The 17247-nt window shown below is 64.6% G+C and carries 25 protein-coding genes and 2 tRNA genes; 9 read left to right on the top strand and 18 right to left on the bottom strand.

The genetic code is table 11. The features are described 5' to 3' along the window. Nucleotides 1-85: 85 nt before the first annotated feature. Both IEW13_RS17360 and IEW13_RS06045 read right to left on the bottom strand, forming a co-directional pair. Nucleotides 86-3805 carry a DNA methyltransferase gene (locus IEW13_RS17360; protein WP_229744960.1) on the bottom strand — a complete coding sequence of 1240 codons (3720 nt, stop codon included), beginning with the start codon at nucleotides 3803-3805 and terminating at the stop codon, nucleotides 86-88. Continuing rightward, nucleotides 3730-4149 (bottom strand): DUF4326 domain-containing protein, encoded by a 420-nt coding sequence (locus IEW13_RS06045; RefSeq protein WP_229744961.1) that lies wholly within the window; start codon nucleotides 4147-4149, stop codon nucleotides 3730-3732. The genes IEW13_RS17360 and IEW13_RS06045 overlap by 76 nt, the downstream gene beginning before the upstream one ends. A 35-nt stretch (nucleotides 4150-4184) precedes the next feature. On the opposite strand from IEW13_RS06045, the gene IEW13_RS06050 reads away from it, so the two are divergent. After that, nucleotides 4185-4529 (top strand): hypothetical protein, encoded by a 345-nt coding sequence (locus IEW13_RS06050; protein ID WP_188550040.1) that lies wholly within the window; start codon nucleotides 4185-4187, stop codon nucleotides 4527-4529. Nucleotides 4530-5120: 591 nt separating this feature from the next. Here the strand turns inward: IEW13_RS06050 and IEW13_RS17810 are convergent. From IEW13_RS17810 to IEW13_RS06105, 11 genes are all read right to left on the bottom strand, one after another. Beyond that, entirely contained in the window at nucleotides 5121-5465 is a 345-nt protein-coding gene (locus IEW13_RS17810; RefSeq protein WP_373283552.1) for a WhiB family transcriptional regulator, read from the bottom strand. Next, nucleotides 5407-5814: a single-stranded DNA-binding protein gene (locus IEW13_RS06060; RefSeq protein WP_188550042.1), complete on the bottom strand. Its 408-nt coding sequence runs from the start codon at nucleotides 5812-5814 to the stop codon at nucleotides 5407-5409. The genes IEW13_RS17810 and IEW13_RS06060 overlap by 59 nt, the downstream gene beginning before the upstream one ends. 8 nt (nucleotides 5815-5822) lie before the next feature. Next, on the bottom strand, nucleotides 5823-5993 hold the full coding sequence (locus IEW13_RS06065; RefSeq protein ID WP_188550043.1) for a hypothetical protein: 171 nt from the start codon (nucleotides 5991-5993) through the stop codon (nucleotides 5823-5825). 173 nt (nucleotides 5994-6166) lie between these two features. Beyond that, nucleotides 6167-6523, bottom strand: coding sequence for a hypothetical protein (locus IEW13_RS06070; RefSeq protein WP_188550044.1), 357 nt, complete (start codon nucleotides 6521-6523; stop codon nucleotides 6167-6169). 136 nt (nucleotides 6524-6659) lie between these two features. Beyond that, on the bottom strand, nucleotides 6660-7277 hold the full coding sequence (locus IEW13_RS06075; RefSeq protein WP_188550045.1) for an ERF family protein: 618 nt from the start codon (nucleotides 7275-7277) through the stop codon (nucleotides 6660-6662). Continuing rightward, a complete protein-coding gene (locus tag IEW13_RS06080; protein WP_188550046.1) occupies nucleotides 7274-8146 on the bottom strand; it encodes a YqaJ viral recombinase family protein in 873 nt (290 codons plus the stop codon). The genes IEW13_RS06075 and IEW13_RS06080 overlap by 4 nt, the downstream gene beginning before the upstream one ends. After that, nucleotides 8124-8360, bottom strand: a complete 237-nt coding sequence (locus tag IEW13_RS06085) for a hypothetical protein (protein WP_188550047.1) — start codon at nucleotides 8358-8360, stop codon at nucleotides 8124-8126. The genes IEW13_RS06080 and IEW13_RS06085 overlap by 23 nt, the downstream gene beginning before the upstream one ends. A 120-nt stretch (nucleotides 8361-8480) precedes the next feature. Next, complete coding sequence (locus IEW13_RS06090; RefSeq protein WP_188550048.1) at nucleotides 8481-8663, bottom strand: hypothetical protein; 183 nt, start codon at nucleotides 8661-8663, stop codon at nucleotides 8481-8483. After that, nucleotides 8651-8851 (bottom strand): hypothetical protein, encoded by a 201-nt coding sequence (locus IEW13_RS06095; RefSeq protein ID WP_188550049.1) that lies wholly within the window; start codon nucleotides 8849-8851, stop codon nucleotides 8651-8653. Before IEW13_RS06095 ends, IEW13_RS06090 begins: the two co-directional genes overlap by 13 nt. Nucleotides 8852-8956: 105 nt before the next feature. Next, on the bottom strand, nucleotides 8957-9148 hold the full coding sequence (locus IEW13_RS06100; protein WP_188550050.1) for a helix-turn-helix domain-containing protein: 192 nt from the start codon (nucleotides 9146-9148) through the stop codon (nucleotides 8957-8959). Nucleotides 9149-9320: 172 nt separating this feature from the next. After that, entirely contained in the window at nucleotides 9321-10085 is a 765-nt protein-coding gene (locus IEW13_RS06105; protein ID WP_188550051.1) for a phage antirepressor KilAC domain-containing protein, read from the bottom strand. Nucleotides 10086-10196: 111 nt separating this feature from the next. Between IEW13_RS06105 and IEW13_RS06110 the strand changes: the two genes are divergently transcribed. Continuing rightward, nucleotides 10197-10886, top strand: coding sequence for a hypothetical protein (locus tag IEW13_RS06110; protein ID WP_188550052.1), 690 nt, complete (start codon nucleotides 10197-10199; stop codon nucleotides 10884-10886). Here IEW13_RS06110 and IEW13_RS06115 read toward each other — a convergent pair. After that, the gene (locus IEW13_RS06115; protein WP_188550053.1) at nucleotides 10883-11074 is read right to left on the bottom strand and encodes a hypothetical protein; all 192 of its coding nucleotides are present in this window, start codon (nucleotides 11072-11074) and stop codon (nucleotides 10883-10885) included. The genes IEW13_RS06110 and IEW13_RS06115 overlap by 4 nt on opposite strands. Before the next feature lie 156 nt (nucleotides 11075-11230). Here IEW13_RS06115 and IEW13_RS06120 point away from each other — a divergent pair, with 156 nt between their 5' ends. After that, nucleotides 11231-11539 (top strand): hypothetical protein, encoded by a 309-nt coding sequence (locus IEW13_RS06120; RefSeq protein ID WP_188550054.1) that lies wholly within the window; start codon nucleotides 11231-11233, stop codon nucleotides 11537-11539. A 164-nt stretch (nucleotides 11540-11703) separates the two neighbouring features. Here IEW13_RS06120 and IEW13_RS06125 read toward each other — a convergent pair whose 3' ends face one another. Continuing rightward, nucleotides 11704-11889 carry a helix-turn-helix transcriptional regulator gene (locus IEW13_RS06125; protein WP_188550055.1) on the bottom strand — a complete coding sequence of 62 codons (186 nt, stop codon included), beginning with the start codon at nucleotides 11887-11889 and terminating at the stop codon, nucleotides 11704-11706. Nucleotides 11890-12128: 239 nt separating this feature from the next. Here IEW13_RS06125 and IEW13_RS06130 point away from each other — a divergent pair, with 239 nt between their 5' ends. From IEW13_RS06130 to IEW13_RS06155, 6 genes are all read left to right on the top strand, one after another. Further along, on the top strand, nucleotides 12129-12599 hold the full coding sequence (locus IEW13_RS06130; protein WP_188550056.1) for a hypothetical protein: 471 nt from the start codon (nucleotides 12129-12131) through the stop codon (nucleotides 12597-12599). Nucleotides 12600-12840: 241 nt separating this feature from the next. After that, entirely contained in the window at nucleotides 12841-13395 is a 555-nt protein-coding gene (locus tag IEW13_RS06135; protein ID WP_188550057.1) for a hypothetical protein, read from the top strand. Beyond that, nucleotides 13392-13988, top strand: a complete 597-nt coding sequence (locus tag IEW13_RS06140; protein WP_188550058.1) for a DUF6932 family protein — start codon at nucleotides 13392-13394, stop codon at nucleotides 13986-13988. The genes IEW13_RS06135 and IEW13_RS06140 overlap by 4 nt, the downstream gene beginning before the upstream one ends. Continuing rightward, nucleotides 13985-14902: a hypothetical protein gene (locus tag IEW13_RS06145; protein WP_188550059.1), complete on the top strand. Its 918-nt coding sequence runs from the start codon at nucleotides 13985-13987 to the stop codon at nucleotides 14900-14902. Before IEW13_RS06140 ends, IEW13_RS06145 begins: the two co-directional genes overlap by 4 nt. 90 nt (nucleotides 14903-14992) lie before the next feature. Then, complete coding sequence (locus tag IEW13_RS06150; RefSeq protein ID WP_188550060.1) at nucleotides 14993-15397, top strand: ImmA/IrrE family metallo-endopeptidase; 405 nt, start codon at nucleotides 14993-14995, stop codon at nucleotides 15395-15397. Then, nucleotides 15390-16550 carry a tyrosine-type recombinase/integrase gene (locus IEW13_RS06155; RefSeq protein ID WP_188550061.1) on the top strand — a complete coding sequence of 387 codons (1161 nt, stop codon included), beginning with the start codon at nucleotides 15390-15392 and terminating at the stop codon, nucleotides 16548-16550. The genes IEW13_RS06150 and IEW13_RS06155 overlap by 8 nt, the downstream gene beginning before the upstream one ends. Before the next feature lie 113 nt (nucleotides 16551-16663). Here IEW13_RS06155 and IEW13_RS06160 read toward each other — a convergent pair. The 3 genes from IEW13_RS06160 to IEW13_RS06170 form a co-directional block, all read right to left on the bottom strand. After that, nucleotides 16664-16737 (bottom strand) — tRNA-Met (locus IEW13_RS06160). A gap of 28 nt (nucleotides 16738-16765) precedes the next feature. Next, nucleotides 16766-16838, bottom strand: a tRNA-Thr gene (locus IEW13_RS06165). Between the two features lie 106 nt (nucleotides 16839-16944). Further along, nucleotides 16945-17247: an antitoxin gene (locus IEW13_RS06170; protein WP_188550062.1), complete on the bottom strand. Its 303-nt coding sequence runs from the start codon at nucleotides 17245-17247 to the stop codon at nucleotides 16945-16947.

Below are 17247 nucleotides of genomic sequence, written 5' to 3' on the forward strand. Positions count from 1 at the left end.
TGCCCGCCATGCGGGAGCTCGGCCTCCGGGTGGATCAAGCACACACAGGGCGGCTCCACCTCACCCAGGAAGGTCAACAGCTCGCTCATGCTGCTGCCCTCCCATCCCCGGTCAGGTCGAACAGCGACGGCATGTCCCGCTTCCGCTCCTCGGCCTGCAGATACTTCACCGAGTCCATGAAATAGCCGGTATTCAGCTCGGCGCCCCGCGCACGCCGGCCAGCCCGCAGCGCCCGCACACCCACCGTTCCCAGGCCCATGAACGGGTCCAGCACCAGATCACCTTCGTTGCTGTAGCGGGTGATGAGGCGGTCAACGATGTCGAACTGCAAAGGACATAAATGGAGCTGCACACTGCGTTTCGCCTGCTCGCCGTTCAACGTGAGCATGCGGTTCACGTCATGCCACACATCCGGATGCCACGACCCCGGCGCCAAAGCCATGAACGTGCTCGGCAGCGCCCCACGGCCGTCCAGCATCTCCCCGATCCGCACATGCGACTCGTAGTCGTAGACGCCCTTCAGCGTCTCCGCAGTGAAGACCTTCGCGAGCTCGTCCGGGCCCATCGCCGCCAGCTCATCCGGCGTCAACGGGCGGTCTCCTGAGGACCTCCAGAACGCGTGCGCGTCCACCTGCCAGCGGGCGCGGGAATACTCGGCTTTGTCCTTCGTCACCGGGACATCCGCGTACCCCTTCGACCTGTCCGTCTGGGGCTTGTGGAACAGCAGCACGTATTCGGGGCTCCCGACGCCCACCTTCGTGCCGTCCTTGCACTGCTCGCTCCACCCGAGCCTGTAAGTCTGGTTGTTCTCCCGGACCACATCAGTGATGACGGTGATCATGCCCATGTAGTCGAAGCCGTGCTTCCTGGCGTGCTGGATCGCCTCGACATGAAACGGCGACACGGTCGGCACGCCGGCGCCGGTCACCGCCCCGAAATTGATCCGGTCTTTGACGTGGCAGGCGTAGATCCGGCCCGGCTGAAGTACCCGCAGCAGCTCCGGTGTCAGGTAGTCCATCTGCGCCCAGAAATGCGGGTTGTCGTCCGTGTGACCGAAGTCGTTGTAGCTGGGGGTGTACTCGTAGTGGTTGGCGAAGGGGATGCTCGTGACGACCAGCCCGACGCTGGCGTCGTCGATCAAGGCGAGCTCTTTGACGCAGTCGTTGTTCGCCAGCGTCCAGCCCTCCCCAGACGCCTCGATCCGCTCCACCCCCATCGACCGGGTCAGCTCCGCCGCGATCGCCTCCGGGTCCAACCCGTGCTCGCGGATGATCTCGCTCATCGTGTCCGTCAACTCCTCATGCCGCTGCCATTTCTGCCGTAGCTCCTGCACCACACCCGCCTCGCTGTTTGCGTGGATCAGGTACACGTGGCACTCCCGCGTCTGCCCGAAACGGTGAATCCGGTGCACCGCCTGGATCGTGTCGTTGAACTTGTAAGTGATGCCGGTGAAGATCGCGGTCCGGGCCTGCTGGAGGTTCATGCCCTGCCCGAGCATCACCGGCTTACCCACCAGCGCCCGCGTCCGGCCGGCTTTCCACTCCAGGAGGAGTTCTTCCTGCCGGTCAGGGGACTGCGAGCCACGCACCGACGAGAACGACACACCCCGCGCTTTAAGGGCCTTCTCGATGGCGTCCTGCTCGTCGTTCAGGTCGCACCAGATCAGGACCTGCTCACCGTCCCACTCGTCTACGAGCTCCATCACCCGCGCCACCCGGGCCGCGATCGACAGGCGTTTCTCCCTCGCCGCCTCCGCCAGACCCAGGTCAGCGGACCGGAAGATATGCCCCTGCCCGTCACGGTCGACAGTGTCGTCCGCGATGGAGATCTCCACCTCCTCAAACCGCGTGTGCAGGGCGGGGAGGTCGTAGCCGGTGGCGTCCAGACCGAGGTCGGCCGGGGACTGCACGAAGCACGCCCACGTGTTGAGCCACAGCCAGAACTCGCGTTCCTTGTGCGGGTAGAGGGTGAGGTTGTTGGCCTTGGTGGAGTCCCGCTGGAAGAACCGCGTGTTGTGCGTGACTATGAAGTCATCTGTCACATAGAGGTGCTCGTCATCTTCCACGGCGATGCACTGAGCCTGTTCCGCGCCGTCCGGCTCGACAGCGACGATGTAGCGCACAGGATGGTACTTCTGCCGTTCCACCACCAAGTTGGCCTTACGGGGCAGACGGAACGGTACGCATCCGTTCGGTAGTCGCAGGGTCACCACATACTGGAGGCGACCGGCTGCGCCGCTAGGCGTTCGCCCGTTGCGCTCGACTATCTGTGCGGTCCCGCCCAGCGACTGCGCGATGAACTGCACGCCTTCGGCCAGCTGACGCGATGTGGTGCACAGTCGCGTCGTGCGGTTCCGCTCGTCGGTCGACACGGTGCCGTCTGCATCCATCAGCCCCTGGAGGATTGCCAGGCGTATCTCCGGAGAGTTGTACAAGTACACGTCAGGGATGAACTTCTCCCAAGCGCGGCAAGTCAGCAGGCCCACGTCTCGCGCGGCGCGGAGAACCGCGTTCGACTGGTGGCCGCGGCCCGTCCTGCCAGACGCCCCCGCTGAGATGCGGTAGTCGTAGTTCGGTTGACCGTCGCGACGGACGTGCTCGTTCTTTACCACCTGGAGCCCGTCACGGGCCACGATGTCCCGCAAGTGCTCCACGACCCATTCATCTGCCGTCGTGAAGTTGATCGAAGTGGGACGGAAGTTGCCGTCTCCCAGCAGGAATCCCAACAGATAGGGGTCTACTGGCACCTCCCGCTCCGGAAACTGCACGGGCTCCACCATGGGCACCATGTGATTTTTAGATCCGGTGGACTTGCAGCGCAGAGTAGCCATCACTTCGCGGGTGTCCTTGACGGTCCAGTAGTGATCGGCAGACTTTTCCGGGTTGCGGAGCTGGAACTTCCTCGCTGCGTTGCGCTGGTACTGCGTGCGGGTCAACCACAGGTGATCCTCGGTGCAGCGCGTCGAGCTCCCGTCGGAGAACGTCACCTTGTAGATGGACTTCTCACCCTGCGGGTAGACGCCTAACACCTTGGTCGGCTTCCCGTTGCGGCCAATGACGTCATCGCCGACCCGGATATCACCCATCCTGGCCCACCCGTTAGGGGTGAGCACTTTGGAGGTCAGTGGCTGGGCAAGCGCTTGGCCGGTGTCCATCACACCGAGGAATCCGGCATAGTGGATCAGTTCCTTGTAGCGGTTCGGGGAGGGCGTGGCCGTGGCGACGAACCGGTACGGCACCGCATCGAACAGGCCCATGAACGATTGGAACGTCTTGCTGCCGTAGGAGCGCAGCACGCTCGCTTCGTCCAGCGACACCGCCGTGAACCGCCCCGGCGTGAGCTTCCCGTCACGGATGGACTCGTAGTTGGTGACGTAGATCCCCGACCATGCGGGGTCGATCTCCTCATCCCGCCGGACGAACCTTGTCTCCACGCCGAGGATGTCCCGGGCGTCAGCTGCGATCTCGATCCGCACGCCCAGCGGGCACACGATCAGCCCAGAACCCCCAGCCCGGGCCAGGGTGAGCCGGAGAGCTTCGAGCTGCATCACCGACTTACCCAGACCGAACCGCGCGAAGATCGCACGCCGGCCACCAGCGACAGCCCACCGCACAATCTGCGCCTGGTGAGGCTTCAACGCCGGGTGAGTGTCCGCGAGCGCGACCGGGTGCCCTTGCTGGGGTGCCGCGGCGATCTTGTCCCGCAGGAACTCCTCGTAGGTGAGTGTGGTCACGTGGTCACCTCCTGGTTGGCGATCTCCAGCAGCACATCCGCATGACACGGGGCGTCGAGCCGGCACCAGCACGCCAGATCTCGGCCGCGCAGAGGGTGAACCCACGCGGCGAACTCGTGTTTGTGGTCGCGGTCCATCACGTCGCAGTACGTGCGGAACAGCTCCACCGCATGTGCCGCGCTGGCATGGGGATCAGAGTTCGTTCGGTACAGGTGCACCTTTTCGTTGTCGCTGGTCCCGCGGGTGACTTCACTCATCGCCCGGCTGCGGTACTCCCACCACGCCGGCCCGTACGTCGTGCCGCCCCGCCCGTGCCAGGGATTGCCCCACCGGGTGCCGCGGCCGACGTAGATCGTGTCGGCCGGCATGCGCCAGCCCTTCACGAGGCGGCGCTGGATCCTCCTGGGCGCGTTCACGCCATCACCCCAAGCTGCGCGTCTAGAGTGATGCCATGGCAGCTGTGAGACGCCCCAAAAGAGAATCCGTTTCCGAACGGCTGGGGCATGAGATCGTCGTCGAGGCCAGTGCCGCCGCGAGTCGCGGAGCACGGACCTTCACCTGCACCGTCGTAACCGGTGAGACCAAGCCCAAGGGTGGCGTCGTTGGAGAGGGCCAGCTGTACATCGAGTATGAGTACGGCACACTGGTGGATGCGATCGAAAGCTGCGGTTGGTTGCTCCACAGCGTCGACCACACCTGGGCTGCAGGCGTCGAGCGCACCCATGGGATGGGTGGGAACTCCGGCAGCTATCCCAGCGGATTCGTTCGAGCGCACATGGTCTTCCGTCGAAGCTAACAGCGGTCTCAGCATGGTGGCTCCATTCCGACACGCCCCGCGTCTAGCAGGTCTCCCACAGCGGCCCACGCCGCCTCAGCAGTGGGATACTCCACCGTCCTGACCACCACACCCCCACCCGGCTCCCGCACGGGCAGGTCCACATGCCAGTAGCCGGAGAACGGCGACTGCCACACCCGGATCCGGGGAGCCCCCGTCAACACCGCCACCGCGATACCGAACAAACGCCGCCGGCTCCGATGCACCCGGACGCTCTCCACGTCATCCCGGCCCTCAGCCAGCCGAGCGAAATCCGCCTCCGCCGCCGCGGCCGTCCGCAGCAGCCTCACCGCCGCCCGATGCGGCACAGACCTCGGCGGGTCTGTCACAAGTACTGTCATTTCCTGCTCCCATAGATGTCTCGGACGATCGCTTCCAGCCGCGCCGCCCCCTCTGGGTCCGGTCCGCCGGCTGGCGCCGCCGGTTTCGTTCTCACCGCAGCCCGAGCCTCCGCAGCACGACGGCGCTCCCGCTCCCGCCGCAGCCGCGCTTCAAGGCGCTTGTTCTCGCCCTCCAGCCAGTGCACGCGCGCGAAAAGCCGCTCCAAAGTGCTCACGCGGCCACCCCCACATGTGCGAGGCACACCAGCCCATCCGTAGGGGTGCCACACTCCCCGCACACCGGGACGCCGCGTTCCCGCTCACCGGGTGTGGTGCCGCCCCAGATCCCGAACCTGTACCCGGTGCGCGCTTCGACAGGCTCGGGGAGAGTCGCGCAGAGCGCCTTGATCGGGCACGCGTCGCACAGCGCTCTCGCTCGCTCTACCGCGCGGGGGTTCATCTGGTCGGGGAAGAACAGCTCATCCGCGACGGACGCCGGCAAGCGGGCGCAGAGCGCGTCAGAACGGGGGTTCAGCGCCATTCGGGTCTCCCCACCCGCCCTGCTGGACTCCTGCATGCTGCTGAGGGGCCCCGCCCTGCTGCCGGGGCGGGTACACCGACACGAAATCCACGAGGAGTTTGATTGCGGAGCGCTTCTCCCCCGTCTGCTTGTCCTCCCATTCCTCGGTCTGCAGCCGGCCAATCAGCCGGACCCGCTGCCCCTTGGACGCGTTGCCAAGGGTCTCGGCGTTCTCGTTGAAGGCCGTCGCCCCCAAGAACAGACTCCTGACGGTTTCCCACTCGCCAGACTGATTCCGCCGCGAGTCGTTCGCGGCGATGTGGACATTCGCGATCGCCGTCCCAGACGGGGAGAACCGCAGATCCGGGTTGTTCGTGAGGTTTCCTGTGATATCGAGTACAGGCAAAGACACTTTTATGCTCCAATCTGGGCGCTCACGAGGGAGCGGCCACCGTTGTCATCCAGGAGCCACGACCGGCCCTGGTAGTCGATCACCGGCACCTCAGCCGGCGTGAGGATTCCGTTCCGGGAGACCTTCCAGCCCCTGTCCCGGCCGAGACGGGCGAACTCCGCGTCCGCCTCCAAGCGCGTATTCGAGACGAGACACAGCGTGAGCCAGTTCGAGAACCGCTCAGCGGCCTTAGATCCACCCATTCCGCGGCTCGCGCGGTGTTGGATCGTCAAGGCATCCCACGCCCCGCAATGGACACACCGGCCACCGTCACGCTCGTACACGGTCTTGCGCTGCTTCGCAGTGATCACGACTGGCCCACCGCCCCCGCAGCCCACTCCGACCGCACCGCGGCACCCAGAGAGCGGCCGATCTCCAGTCGATCCCGCAGCACCCGGATGGTCTCCCGAGCCGCGCGGACCTCCGCCTCAGCCAGCTCAGCGGCCAACTCCAGGTCGTAGGACGCGTCAGCGGCGAGCTGTTTCCGCAGTTCCACCGCCCCGGACGCCTCCAGGAACGCCCTCGTGTAGGCCCGCTTGAAGGCGATGCGGGCGTTGATCGCCTTCTTATCCAGGCCCGCGATGTCACTCTGAAGCTGGTCCAGGCGCCTGCCGATGTCCTGCAGCTGGATGACGATTTCGCTCTGAGATGGTGGGAGGCTCATGCCGCACCCACCGACACGTCTGGGGAACGACCGTCGTCGAGCTCGTGCCACTCCACTCGCCGGCGGACCCGCAAGGCCACGTCCCTACCCATCACCCGAGTCAGGAGCACCCGCTCCACCACGGAGAATCGCGGGTTCACGCCGCCACCCCCTGAGGCTTGTCGGCGGAGAGGTTCTTGATCTCGTCGAGGTAAGCCGCCGGCGCGCCATTCGCGCTGGCCTGCTGCCAGATAGCGCGGACCTCATCCAGCGTCGCCGCGTCCCTGGCCAGTCCGAGGTAGTCCTCCGGCGGCTGCCACTGCTGCCGCTGCCGCACAGGCTGCCCCTGAGACTGGGCACGGTCGTAGACTTCCGCATCCGGGTCGGTGTCCTGGGTCGGCAGAGCGAACGCCTGCAGCAAGAACGTCCGGAACGCCACACTCATGCACTTCGGCGTGGCCTTGTCGCCGTAGTCATTCGCCTCAGCCGCGACCACACCCGTGAGCGAGTCCCCTTCGGGGCCAGTGAGGGTGTACTCCACGACCATCCGGCACGCCACACCCTGGGACCCGCTCTTCGAGGTGAAGTGCTCGTAATCCCGGGAGAGGATCTGTGAGGGTCGCACTGACACGCCGTGCTTCCGCATCACCGGGGCGAGAGCGTTCACAGTCGCGTCGACGCCGCGGAAGTTGAAGTGCTGCTGCTGGTTCCGCTCGGTCTTCCCAACTGCGCGGACTTCCTCCATGACCTTGGTGATGGCCTCTTGGATCTTCACGCCGCTTCCTCCTTCGCGAACGTCACCGACACCCGCGGATCCGGGGTCTTGTCGGAGGTCTTCGTGAACTCCTTGGCCAGGGCCGGGTGCGCCTTCTTGAAGCCCGCCTGATCGAACCGCGACGCCGGCTTCGGATGGCTGACTTTCACCCGCGCCACCGGAGAGGAGTACTCCCCGCTGTGATGCGCGTCGACCTCCTTCAACAGGAGCTCCTTGACCTCGTCCGCCTCCGCCCGAGCCGACGACGCCAGGGCCTCCAGCTCCGCGGCGCGCTCGTCGAGGGCGGCGTACTCCCCGAGGAGCCGGTCGACTCCCGTTGGTGGACCCTCCTGCAGGAACCGGTCCGCGGTCTCCACCAGCTGCCCGATGCGCTCCTCATCGCGGACGATGTTGATCAGGTGGGCGTCGAAGAACTTCGGGCGGAAATCCTCGTGGTACTCCACCGCGAGGATCGCCTCCTCGGAGTCGGTGACCATGAGCGCCCACTGGATCTGGTCGTAGTAGCCCTTCGGAGCCTGGGACCACTTCTCGCCCTTCCACACGGCGGTCTTGATCTCGCCGATGATCCCCATCCCCACCAGGTCAGGGGTCGCGGCGTAGCGGGTGCCGTCCTTCTGCAACACCCACGTGTTCGGGTCGAGGCCGTACGTGTGGAGCTGCCGGGCGATCACAGCCTCCCGCTCGCTCCCCCACTGGGTGTAGCGGTTCCCACCAAACCCCCGGGCGCCGTTCTTCTCCGCCGCGACCGCGGCCCAGGTCTTCGGGCCACCCGAGGCGAGCCTGGCCACGTCCGTGGCTGTCACGAGGCCGCGGCGGGCTTCGAGCCACGCCTCACGGTCCTCAGAGCTAGCGATCCGCGTGTACGCCATCGCCGTCTCCTTCCAAATCAGAATCGAAATCAGTGAAGAGCTCGTCGAGCACCAGAGCCCCCAAGGTGGTGGCGGTGAGGATCAGCACGACCCCAGCCGCCCACACGGTGAAGGTGAACCCCGGAGACGACCAGGACTCCCGCCAGATGAGGAGCGCCCCGCACCAGCCAGTGACCACCGTCAAGACCGCGAGGATCTTCTGCGACCGGCTCATGCCGCCTCCTCCGCGGGGCACGGCCACAGCACCGGCACCTCCACACCCCAGTCCGGGTCCACCTCCCGGCAGGTCGAGCACACCGGCTCCCCAGACGGGTAATGGGTGACGGGCTCGTGGTCAGTCGCAGTCACGAAGATCACCGTCCAAACCCACGAACCGCGTCCCAGATATGTGTTTCCCCTCCGCGATGGCGGTCTCCAGCGCCTCCACCCGGCGCCGCATCAGCGTCGCGGTCCGCACCACGAGGATGATCGACACCGCGTTGGCGATCACCGCCAGGCTGAGAATCACCGTTGCCATGCCAGCCGCCTCTCGAAATTGATGTCCGCCCACACGTCCAGGGCCCGGTCTTCGAGCTGATTCACGAGATCCCGCGCTGTGGACTCGTCCAGCAGCACCCGGATCTTCTCCCCGCCGACCGTCAGGCGGAGTTCGGCCACCGGGTCGTCCTCCAACGGGTTCGGCGGCTCCACGTCCACGTCAGTCACGCGCTTAGCCACGGCCACCACCCCAGACCGTCCCCAGCACAGCGGCGATGATCAGCAGAGACAGCACCAGCCCCAGCAGCCCGCCGGCGATGAAAGGCAGCCACTTCATGCCTCTTCACCCCGCAGCCGCTCCAGGTCTTCTGCGACCTCGCGTGGATCGAAGAGGTATCGGCCTCCGAATGGGACGGCGCGGAGTTTCCCGGCTTTCCTGAGTTCGTAGATCTTGTTCTTGCCGCACCTCAGCCGTTTCGCGACCTCCGGGGCCGTCAGGAGTTCCTCTGGCAGCGTCTGGTTCATCGCGGTCCCCTCGTCAGACGGGCGAGGTCATCGCCGGAGATGGGCGACCAGGAGCGCTCCCCGTTGAGCCACTGCGCAGACCACCGGAAGCCATCACCGTCATAGGTGCTGCACACATGGCGTGTCTCATCAGCGACCCTCATCGCCTCCGCCGCGATGCTGCTAAGCGCGCTCATGACGCCACCTCCAGTTCTCCTGCGAGGCGGCGGTAGATCATGTCGATGCCCTTGCCGGTGATCCGCACCTGCGGGGCGGAAGACTCCCGCCGCTCCCCCGTGATCTGGTCCTGGTATGTGCGGATCTTCTCCACGAAAAGGCCCTGCTCCAGGTACTTCTGGTAGGCGTGCGGGCGGCCCTTGTGGTCCCGGAAGAGGTAGCCCCAGGTGACGAGTGCCTGGACGAGGCGTTTCTCCCCGATGACGATCCGCTTGTGCTGGTGCAGGGTGTGCGCCACATCCCGGTACGACCAGGAGCCTTCGGAGGAGACAATGTCGTCCCACGCCCGGGCCTTCGGTGCGAGTGCCCGGTTCACGGTCTCCAGCTCCTGGACCTTCGCCACGGTGATCTGTAGCGCGCGGTGGACTATCTCGTCCTCAGTGAGTGCCGGCGCGGCGCCATAGGATCCGGTCTTTCGGATCTCTGGAAGAACCTCGCTTGTGATCCATCGGCGGAAGGCTGCGGCTTCGGGCTTGTCGGAGCGGATCACCACTTCGTACATGCCCGCTTCGGACACGATGGTCACGTTCTGCGTCCGCCCAAGCCTGTCTTGGATGGGGTGCGTCTGGCGCACCCCATCGTCGAGGCGGGAGTTCAGGCGCTGGACGTCTTTGATGCCCAGCACTCGTGCGAGGTCTGCGAGGACAAACCACGGTTCGCCGTCAATCAGCACCGTGCGGACTGGCGTATTCTGGTAGTTGAAGATCGTCAGATCCTTCATTGGTCATCCCTTCTGGGTGATCTGAGTTCTGGGCTGCTGACACAGCCCGGGGCTCGCGCCGTCCTCTGTTCCCGCAGCAGGGCGGCGCTTTGACATAGGAAAGGAACAGTCGTGGCGAACCCGGCGAGTGAGCTCATCGGCATTTTCGAAGAGTGGGAGACAGCTACCCGAGAAGCTGGGAATGTATCGATGCTCAGGATTCGTGGTCTCGACACGGACGACGGGTTCCGGAAACAAATCACGGCATGCAGACTCATCGCGGAGATCGAAGCTGAACTCGACCGTCTCACCGACGCCGGTTCCGAAGTAGGGTTTTACCGTCGAAGCCTCAAGTCGTGGCTTAAGACCGTAGTCGGGTGCCCCGGTGCGTGGCAGTCGAAACCCGAACCGAATCACCAATTCGCTGGCGACAAGATGGATCTTCTGCGCAGTCTCGCCAGCCTCATCGACGGCAGTGCTCAACGTCCCCGACGGCCTCTGGAAGACATCCTCCCAATCCTTGACCAGGCGGAAGAACTCCTCGACAGCGACAAAGAGCTGAGCCCCGCCTTCGTGGCGTACTTCCGAGGCCTGATCGAGGACGCCAGAACAGCGATCCGGATGCACGAGAAGAACGGCGTTGCCGGCGCATACAGGGCCGTCGACCATGTCATAGTCGCAGCGAAGGCCGCGGAGGGCTTCTCTAAGAGTGAAGAAAGCAAGCGCCGCTGGAGCGACTTCTTCCGCGATGCCAGCGCTAACGCCGCAGGCGGCGCCGCCGTTGCACTCGCCGGTAACGTGCTCCGCCAGATCACGGGTTAATCTCCCACGAGGGCTTCCAACTCTTCGATCACAAGCGCCTCGAATTTCTTGAAGGCGTACGAAACTGCGATTGCCGTGGTTCCGTCGAACTCGCCCGTCTCGTTGATCTGTATTGCTCGGCCGTGAAGCCACCCAAGCATCTGGATGCACGCGGAGCGCTGCTCGTCGGTCAGCGTTGAGTAGTCCATTCACCGTCTCCGCTCCTTTCTCATTTCTTGGTCGCCCTCAGCCGTTGCCGCGGCTGGGGGCTTTCTCGTTCACAGGCCCCTCGGGGCCTCCCCCTCGGTAGGCTCGGCAGTGCCACCTACCCGCCCGTCTAGGGCACCCACCGAGGAGGAAGAATCATGGGAGTTTTCACTTACGGCTCCGGCGAAGCCACATACCGGACTGGGCTCAACGACGAATGCCTACAAGCGCTGGAACTTCTCATCTGCGAGGCGTATGCGCTCCACGACGCTTTCCGTGTCGTGATTGCCACGGACGAACACACTGACGTTCTGTTTGTCACGCAGGGAGTCCCCTTGCAGATCCACTACGATGCGAAGCCGGACGTCGATGCCATTGATGAGGACGCTCTGCAGGCCTCGAAGAAGACCATGAAGGACCGTGCCGTCATCGTCGTCGGCGGGACGACTGTCCCGGGGCCCGTCTGATACGGACTCAGTACTACTGGCCGGGGTGGGAGTGGTGTCTCCTGCCCCGGTCTCGACCTTCTCAGCGAGCCGCATAATCCGTTCCGCGAGCTCCACGAGCCGAGCGACAGACGCGCCGTCATCCGGGTCATTGAGGTCCTGTGTTGTCGTTGCCATAACTCCCCCTACGCCGCATAGTCGATCTCTTCGAGGGTGAAGAGACGCTCCGTCTCCACACCCAGGGCCTTCGCGATCTTCGCGGCGGTCTCCGGGTTGCACGTCTCGCGCTTACCGAGGATGTTCCCGACCGTCGACGGGCTGATCTTTGCCTTGAAAGCCAGGTCCGCATTGGTCAGTTGCTTGAAAGTCATCGCCAAGCGGATCTGGTCTTTGTGAGGTCGGGCAGTGAACCCGCGTCGGGAAGCCCTGTACGCAGGACTCATCTGGGCTCCTTTCGTGATGTGATTCATGTATGGATTGGGGTCTGCTTTTCACTGGAGTGGGAGCCGTAACCGGGATTGGTTTCGGCGTGTGGGGTGTTGTGTCCGGGATCCGTGGTCAACGACGCGCACAAGAGGCTCAGGACGCTGCGAGCCGACTCGGTGAGCAAGTGACGTTGATCAGTGGTGAGATCACCGAACTTCGCAAGGTGTCCGTAGACGCGCGTGAGTTGGCCAAGGAAGCGAACGCGACGCGTGACCGGCAGCTGGAGGCCTTGACGGAGGAGCACATCGTGACCTGGAAGCACGAGTGGGAGAAGCGCGGTTCTTTTCACGTCGAGCAAACCGGTCGCCATGACGCTCTTAATGTGCGTGCCATCGTCTTCGTGGACGGCGAGTGTCAGGTTTCGGAGCGTGAACGGGTCAGGCCAGGTGACTACATTCGCTTCGAATTCCCGGAAGCCAACCTCAAGGAGGAGGCGGCGGACCGTGCACGGCTCCGGGACAGTGCCCCCGACAGGTACGGCATTGAGGCCCCATATGCGCCGGAGCTGTTCGAGACCAGCTTCGAGGTCCACTGGCGGAGTGCTGCTGGCGTTCAGCATTCCTACGGCCCCGTGGAGACGACCGAGAGCTACTGAGGTCTTCCATTCAAGGTTTGCCCCGCCCTGCTGGCGCCCCATCTCGACCACCTCCCGCGAGCCAGTTTCGTTAGTTTCGTGAACTCTTTGAACCTTACCCGCGTGTCTGCCTGGTTGCAACTATCCCCTGGAACTTTTTGAACTTTCCCGCCACGACGCGAATTACCCCGGTGTTCTTCGTGTCTAGGCACTACACACGTAGGCTTGTGGTGCCCCTGCACCTGCTGGAAAGTGGAAGCCCGTGAGCAGACTGTCCGATGTTCTGAACGAACTGAGCCGCACCAAGCGGATGAATCAACCTCAGATCGTGCAGAGGTCGAGCGAGCTCGGAGTGCCACTGTCGAAGGGCAATGTGTCGCGATACCTGAGCGGCAAGCACCCTGAGAAGCCTCAGCAGGCTACTCTGGCGGCTTTCGCGAAGGTGTTCGGCGTACCAGTAGACCAACTGGAAGAAGCAGCCCGACACACCGGCCGAGAGCCGTTCGAACCCCACCGGTCAGCCGACCTGCTCACCGCTCCGCAGCGCGCCGCTGTGAACGAGATCATCCGCCTACTGGCGGAAGGAAACGTGAAAGCAGGTGATGGCAGTGACTCTCGAAGTGCCACCTCCATGAACCAGTCCGGCCCCCGGCCGGCACCAGTACTCGAAGAGGACCACACGGCCCCGCCCACCCCTGATGAAGAGATACTGCGGTACGCGGCGGATCGTGGACCGTCTGAGGGGAAGTCGGGGTGGGGTCGGGGTGAAGAATCCCAAGACCCCAACGACTGGGACAAGACGGAGGGTGAAGGGTGACGCCATCCTGGGATGACATCTTCGCCAGAGGCACTTCGGGCAAGCCTCCCATCGGTCGCTGGAGTCTCTCTTATGACGAAGCAGAAGAGCTACTAGTTGACGCGCCCGCCTTCGCCAGGTCTACTACACGGCGCGGACTATGGCGTGGGCTGGGCTTGTACCTGGCGGAGTTTGTCGAGATGGAAGAACGCTTCAAGGATCGACTCGACCGCGGCCTGCTCGTCCAGATGTGGATCGGTGGAAGCTTCGCCAGTACCAAACTGGATCCGCGCAACATCGACGTGACCCTGTTCATCGACGTTGAGCAACGAAACAAGCTCAGTGGGCTGGAAGGCTCAGGCAAACTGCGTAAACTGATGAAATCGCGAGACCGTATCGCGCGCAACTACGGGGTGTCGCCGATGTTCGTGGACTACCGAGCCGTAGCCAATGTCTTCCAGCCCGACCAGATGACTACGGAAGACAGAGACTACTTCTTGGGGCGTGGCATCTGGGATGACTGGTGGCAGAGAACGCGTTCTAGTGACGACCAGCCCCCAACGCACGAGTCCGCAGCTAGCAGGAGAGGCTATTTGGAGGTGAGGTTGCGATGAGCACAACATGGCGTGAAAAGCTGCTTGCCAACCTCGCAGAAGAGGGCCCGAATCCCGATTTCGAGACTGACGCCGCCGCCACAGCCGACGAATTCGATAGCGCCGCACGCCGCTTCAACCTGGAGGCCTTGCGCGAACTGGATCCGATGAGTTCTTACGCCGAAGAACTACGGATACACCTCGCCAGTGAGACGTACCCGCTCCGGGCTGCGCTTCCCGCCTCCCTCAGCACTCTGCTGCCCCCGGTGCAGAGTGTGGTTGCAAACCTTGCCGAGAAGACGCTTGAGCTTGAGCTCTCTGAGGTATCAGCCGGGAGCACCGTCCTTCACTTTCGGGCACGCGAGACCGAGTCAGAAGGCACGGGCGAAGTCGACGAGCAAACTCCGCTGCCCACACCCGTGGACGAGACGCCCCTTGCGACTGCCGCTCGCGCCCTGCTGGAACTAGTCAATCGTCTTGAGAACCACGCCGACGCCCATGCGCTCTCAGTGTGGAAAGATGCAGTACTCGAACTAGGCAAGTTCACTGATGAACTTCAGAAGGTCGACGCGTACGCCGACTTCGCGTGGTTTGGCCGGTCTGGTGAAGTTCGGCGGATGCACCTAACCCAATCAGGCGTCGAGTATCTAGACGCCCTCCGGCAGACAAAAGACTCCACCACGTCACAGCGAATCAGCGGGCGCATCACCGAACTCAAGGAAAGCGGTCACGCGAAGGTAAAGACAGGCACGCAGCGCAACGCCCCCGCATACGACGTCCGGTTCCCACCAGGAAAGATCACCCAGATGGGACTCACCATCGGTGAGTCCGTCCACTGGCTCGTCAATGCAAAGCTGCGGAAAAACGGCCTGGGAGAAGTGATGGAGGGCGAGTATACATACGTTGGACCCGCTCCCGACGAACCAGCCAACTGAAGGCACCACGCCGCACGGTGCCTGATCCGTAACCAAACCGTTTTCGCGCCGTGATGGTCGAACACTAGTTCGATTCCTAGGCTCAAGGGCATGCACCACTTCCCCGGCATGCCCCCTCGCGTGACCATCCACTGGCAGCACCTCCCGGACGACCTTCGCGGCGCCACCGACGGCCGCGAACGGATCTGGATCGACCCTCGCCTGACCCTGGTCGAGCAGCGGTGCACCCTCGTCCACGAGCTCGTGCATCTGGAGTGGGGGCATTACGGCTGCCAGCCGGCATGGTCTGAGGCCCGTGTGCGCCGCGAAACCGCCAGACGGCTCATCACCCTGCCCGCACTCTACGAGGCCGCCACGTGGGCGTACAGCGCCGCTGAGGCGGCTGCGGAGCTGCAAGTCACCGAAGATGTCCTCCACGACCGCCTCGCCGCGCTCGATGCCCGCGAGCGCTGGGAGCTCCACGAGACCATCCTGAGAGTGAGGAACCATGGCTAGGCCTCCGCTGCCGCTGGGGACTTGGGGAACCGTGACGACCCGGAAGGTGCGTGGCGGGTGGGAGGCGCGGGCGCGGTTCCGGGACATGGACGGGGTGACTCGGCTGTACAGTCGGCGTGGGAAGACTGCCGGCGGCGCGCGGGACGCGCTGACGGAGTACCTACGGGACAAGGCTGCGGTGGACCGTGAGGGCTTGGTGCAGGACACGTCGACGGTGTCGGATCTGCTGCGGGCCTGGTGGGAGATCAAGGAGCCCGACCTGGCGACCAACTCCCGGGACAGGTATCAGGCGACGATGCGGCTGCATTTGCGGCCCAGGTTGGGGCATGTGCGGCTGCACGAGGCCACCACGGGTCGGCTGGACCGGACTATCCGCGCGATCGCCACAGAGGTCGGTGCCGAGACCGCCCGGCAGGCGCGGAACATCCTCGTCCAGGCTTTCGGTCTGGCGCTGCGGCAGGGCGCGGTGACGACGAACGCCGCGGCGGGCATCGAGACCGTGAAGGTGGAGCACGAGACCGCCCGGGCACTCACTGATGACGAGGTGCGCCGCCTCATTCAGGCCGCCCGGGAATGGGAGGCCGCCGGTCACAACTCCAGCCGCCCCTACCAGCGGGAGATCCTCGTGTCGATCCTCGTCATGCTCGGCACCGGCCTGCGGATCGGGGAACTCCTGGCGCTGCGCTGGAGTGACCTCAACCTCGCGGGTGACGCGGCGACGATCACGGTTACCGGCACCATCGTCAAAGGCCGCCGGCAGCCACTGCCGAAGACCCGCGCGTCGGAGCGGACCGTGTACCTGCCCCGGTTCGTCGTCGCCGCGCTCACCGCGTGGCGGGACTCCAGGCGAATCGCTACGGAGCAGGTGTTCCCGTCGATCAACGGCCGCTGGCGCGACCCCTCGTCTTACCGGGTGCATTTCCGGGAGGTCCGCGCCCTGGCGAAGCTCCCGGACGTCACACCCCACGATCTGCGCGCCACCGTGGCCACGGCGCTCGACCGGGCCGCCGGCGTCGACGCTGCTGCCGGGCAGCTGGGTCACTCGTCGCCGGCAGTAACGACCCGGCACTACATCGAGAAGCTCAACATGGGCCCGCGTGAAGCGATCGACGTCATGGACAGCTACCACGACAATCTCGGCCTGGCAGCGTAGGCGCTGGTCAGACGGCTGTGGTTTCCGATGGATTTCCGATGGAAGCGGGGGAAGGACGGCGGAAACGAGAAGACCCCCACCCGGCGTCATGCCTGGTGGGGGTCTGAATCCCGTAGCGGAGGCGGGGCTCGATCCCGCGACCTCACGATTATGAGTCGTGCGCTCTAACCACCTGAGCTACTCCGCCGCAGTGCGAAGAGCCTCCTCCGCACGAGAGCCCCGAAAGGGAATCGAACCCTTGACCTTCTCCTTACCATGGAGATGCTCTGCCGACTGAGCTATCGGGGCAACGGATAGATACTTTACGGTTCCGTCCGGCGGTTGGCAAATCGGCTTCCCGGGGCCGGTTCCGGGGCTCTCCGCCGCCCCCGGAACCGGCCTCTCGGGGCACCTGTCAGCGGCCTGCTCCGGGACCGTCGAACAGGCCCTCACCAGGTCCTCTGCCGGGTTCGCGAGCATGTCCGGGGCGCTGTTCCCCGACGTTCCCGGAGTCGGTGCCGACCGCCCGGTCGGCCGCGTCCCGCGCCTTGCGGACAGTATCGCTGTGCTTGCCCCCGGTGACCCTGTCAACCGCGCCGGCGGCCTTGTCCAGAACGGCGTCGCTGGCGCGTTCCGCTTTCTCGCTGCCCAGCGCGTTCTTCACCTTGGGATCGTTCGCCAGATCCTTGGCCTTGCCCACGATCTTGTCGAGCCCCAT

Origin of the sequence: Sediminivirga luteola (assembly GCF_014639315.1) — a bacterium.
Lineage (GTDB): Bacteria > Actinomycetota > Actinomycetes > Actinomycetales > Brevibacteriaceae > Sediminivirga > Sediminivirga luteola.

Coding starts and splice junctions, on each gene's coding strand:
- IEW13_RS06105 (WP_188550051.1), bottom strand. CDS start 10,085: ATGAAGGATCTGACGATCTTCAACTACCAGAATACGCCAGTCCGCACG.
- IEW13_RS06080 (WP_188550046.1), bottom strand. CDS start 8,146: ATGGCGTACACGCGGATCGCTAGCTCTGAGGACCGTGAGGCGTGGCTC.
- IEW13_RS06155 (WP_188550061.1), top strand. CDS start 15,390: ATGGCTAGGCCTCCGCTGCCGCTGGGGACTTGGGGAACCGTGACGACC.
- IEW13_RS06170 (WP_188550062.1), bottom strand. CDS start 17,247: ATGGGGCTCGACAAGATCGTGGGCAAGGCCAAGGATCTGGCGAACGAT.
- IEW13_RS06145 (WP_188550059.1), top strand. CDS start 13,985: ATGAGCACAACATGGCGTGAAAAGCTGCTTGCCAACCTCGCAGAAGAG.
- IEW13_RS06125 (WP_188550055.1), bottom strand. CDS start 11,889: ATGACTTTCAAGCAACTGACCAATGCGGACCTGGCTTTCAAGGCAAAG.
- IEW13_RS06150 (WP_188550060.1), top strand. CDS start 14,993: ATGCACCACTTCCCCGGCATGCCCCCTCGCGTGACCATCCACTGGCAG.
- IEW13_RS06070 (WP_188550044.1), bottom strand. CDS start 6,523: ATGAGCCTCCCACCATCTCAGAGCGAAATCGTCATCCAGCTGCAGGAC.
- IEW13_RS06090 (WP_188550048.1), bottom strand. CDS start 8,663: ATGGCAACGGTGATTCTCAGCCTGGCGGTGATCGCCAACGCGGTGTCG.
- IEW13_RS06115 (WP_188550053.1), bottom strand. CDS start 11,074: ATGGACTACTCAACGCTGACCGACGAGCAGCGCTCCGCGTGCATCCAG.
- IEW13_RS06120 (WP_188550054.1), top strand. CDS start 11,231: ATGGGAGTTTTCACTTACGGCTCCGGCGAAGCCACATACCGGACTGGG.
- IEW13_RS06100 (WP_188550050.1), bottom strand. CDS start 9,148: ATGAACCAGACGCTGCCAGAGGAACTCCTGACGGCCCCGGAGGTCGCG.
- IEW13_RS06050 (WP_188550040.1), top strand. CDS start 4,185: ATGGCAGCTGTGAGACGCCCCAAAAGAGAATCCGTTTCCGAACGGCTG.
- IEW13_RS06085 (WP_188550047.1), bottom strand. CDS start 8,360: ATGAGCCGGTCGCAGAAGATCCTCGCGGTCTTGACGGTGGTCACTGGC.
- IEW13_RS17810 (WP_373283552.1), bottom strand. CDS start 5,465: ATGCAGGAGTCCAGCAGGGCGGGTGGGGAGACCCGAATGGCGCTGAAC.